This is a genomic window from Kitasatospora sp. NPDC036755 (genome assembly GCF_040636595.1).
Lineage (GTDB): Bacteria > Actinomycetota > Actinomycetes > Streptomycetales > Streptomycetaceae > Kitasatospora.
Genome location: NZ_JBEZUT010000616.1, coordinates 1 through 2,177, shown reverse-complemented (window position 1 = coordinate 2,177; position 2,177 = coordinate 1). Strand labels below are relative to the sequence as shown.

Here is a 2,177-nt window from a genome sequence, read left to right as displayed (position 1 = left end):
GCGGTTGGCGGCGGCGCCGCCCGCGAAGCCGGAGAGCTGGCCGCGGCCGACGTGCCGGAAGAGGTCCATCAGCCACAGCCGGTCCTGTGCGGCGGGGGCGGGCAGGCCGGGGCCTGAGTCCGTGACCTCGATCCGCAGCCGGTCGCCGCAGATCGAGGCGGTGACCTGGAAGCCGTCGTCGGGCCGCCCGGTGGCGCCGTGCTCGACGGCGTTGGCGCAGGCCTCGGTGAGGGCGACGCCGAGGTCGTCCGCGATCTGCGGGTCGACGCCCGCCGTCGCCATCGCACCGAGCAGGATGCGCCGGGCCAGCGGAACGCTGGCCGGGTCGCGTTTGAGGTGCAGAGTCCACCAGATGTCCACGGGAGGTCCCTCCTGGCTGCGGCTCCACATACAACTAGGTATCTCCGGGCGATTCCCGGGTGAACCGTGCCCGGGGGCCGCTACCGCCCGTTCGGCGGATGGACCGGGAGGCGGGGTCTGTGCCGGGCGACGCGTACGCCCCTTCGCACGCCGCCGCCGAAAGGGGCATTCGTAGGGATTTCCCACCCTGCCCGTGTCGGCGGCGTACGCAATGAGAGGATGGCCCGGCCATGACTGCCCTCGCCGCCGCCCCGCTCCCGGGCGCCCCCGGACCGGCTCAGCCGGTGGGGGCCGCCGCCTGGGACCTGCGGCTTGCCCGGGCGGTCCCGTTCGCCCTGGTGTGCACCCTGATAGCGGCCGCCGGGCACACCCTGGCGGGCGGCGGGAACGTGGCGCCGGCCGCGCTGGCGCTCGGCTTCGCCGCGGTGCTGGCGTTCGCGGCGGTCTGCGGCGGGCGGGAGCGCTCGCTGGCGGCCATCGCCGGGGCGCTCGGCGCCGGGCAGCTCGGGCTGCACTGCCTCTTCCACGGCTTCCACGGTTTCGCCGGCTCCGCGGCCGGCGCGCACCACGGCGGTTCCGGTGCGCTGACCGTGCCGCAGGTGGCCGGCCGGCTGATCTGCAACGAGTCCCGTCCGGGCACCCTGGCCGGCCTGTCCGGCGGCCCGTCCCCGGAGCAGCTGGTCTCCTCCGCGGGCCTGGACCCCCACGCGTTCGCCGCCGCGCCCTGGTGGCAGGCCGGCCTGTTCGGCATGACGCCGTCCATGCTGGCCGGGCACCTGGGCGCCGCGCTGGTCGCGGGCTGGTGGCTGCGGCGCGGCGAGGCCGCGCTGTGGCGGCTGCTGCGGGTGGCCGCGACGGCGGCCCGGGAGCACTGGGCGGCGCCGCTGCGTACGGCGTTCGCCCTGGTGGCCGCGTTGCTGCGCGGCCTGTTCGGCACGGCCGGCCCGGCCCGCCGGTTCGGTGGCCCGGGCGGGGAGGTCCCGCTCCCGACGGGTGCCGTGCTGCGGCACAGCGTGGTGCGGCGCGGCCCGCCGTGCGGGGCCCTCGCGTACTGACCGGCGTCTCCTGGCGGCCCCGCGGCCGTACCGGACGCCCGGCGTGCGCACCGTCCGGCCGTTCCCCGACCACCGGGACGGCCCGAGGCACTGCTCCCACGTCCCCACGCGCGGCCCCCGCGGTACGGCTCACGTCCGTCGCCCGGTAGCACGGCCGCCGAGCTCCGATCGGAGACCCGCATCATGCGTTCCCTTCCCACCCGCCGCATCGCCGCCGTCGCCCTCACCGCCGCCGCCTCCGTGGTGGCGCTGGCCAGCCCCGCCTCCGCGCACGTCACCGTGAACCCGGGTGCGGCCGCCCAGGGCGGTTACACGGCCGTCGACTTCCGGGTGCCGAACGAGAGCGACACCGCGAGCACGGTGAAGCTGGAGGTCAACCTCCCGCTGGACCACCCGCTGGCCTCGGTCCGGACCCTGCCGCTGCCGGGCTGGACCGCCACGGTCGAGAAGGCCAAGCTGGACAAGCCGATCAAGGTGCACGGCAACGACGTCACCGAGGCCGTCTCCAAGATCACCTGGACCGCCGACGCCGGCACCAAGATCGCCCCCGGTCAGTTCCAGGAGTTCCGGGTCTCGCTCGGCCCGCTGCCGACCGACGCCGACAGCCTGGAGTTCAAGACCCTCCAGACCTACGACAACGGCGACATCGCCCGCTGGATCGACGAGACCGCTCCCGGCCGACCCGCGAGTGGTGGATCGCCGCCGAGTCGTAGTCCGGCAGCCCCTGGGCGATCGCGGACACCGTGGTGACCGTACCGGCCA

Annotated in this window: 2 protein-coding genes and 2 pseudogenes; 2 read left to right on the top strand and 2 right to left on the bottom strand. The window is 76.0% G+C overall.

The annotated features are described in order from the left end of the window. On the bottom strand, window positions 1–360 hold a 360-nt coding region (locus AB0E96_RS40575; RefSeq protein WP_359831798.1), incomplete at its 3' end, for an ATP-binding protein. A 230-nt stretch (window positions 361–590) separates the two neighbouring features. Between AB0E96_RS40575 and AB0E96_RS40570 the strand changes: the two genes are divergently transcribed. Beyond that, window positions 591–1,415, top strand: coding sequence for a hypothetical protein (locus tag AB0E96_RS40570; protein WP_359831796.1), 825 nt, complete (start codon window positions 591–593; stop codon window positions 1,413–1,415). A gap of 183 nt (window positions 1,416–1,598) precedes the next feature. Further along, window positions 1,599–2,081 (top strand): annotated as a pseudogene (locus AB0E96_RS40565) (YcnI family protein); the annotation flags it as partial. Here the strand turns inward: AB0E96_RS40565 and AB0E96_RS40560 are convergent. Next, window positions 2,077–2,177 (bottom strand): annotated as a pseudogene (locus AB0E96_RS40560) (exopolyphosphatase); the annotation flags it as partial. The pseudogenes AB0E96_RS40565 and AB0E96_RS40560 sit on opposite strands and share 5 nt — an antisense overlap.

Excerpts from the sequence above, each read along its gene's own strand:
- AB0E96_RS40570 (WP_359831796.1), top strand. The coding sequence starts at position 591 with ATGACTGCCCTCGCCGCCGCCCCGCTCCCGGGCGCCCCCGGACCGGCT.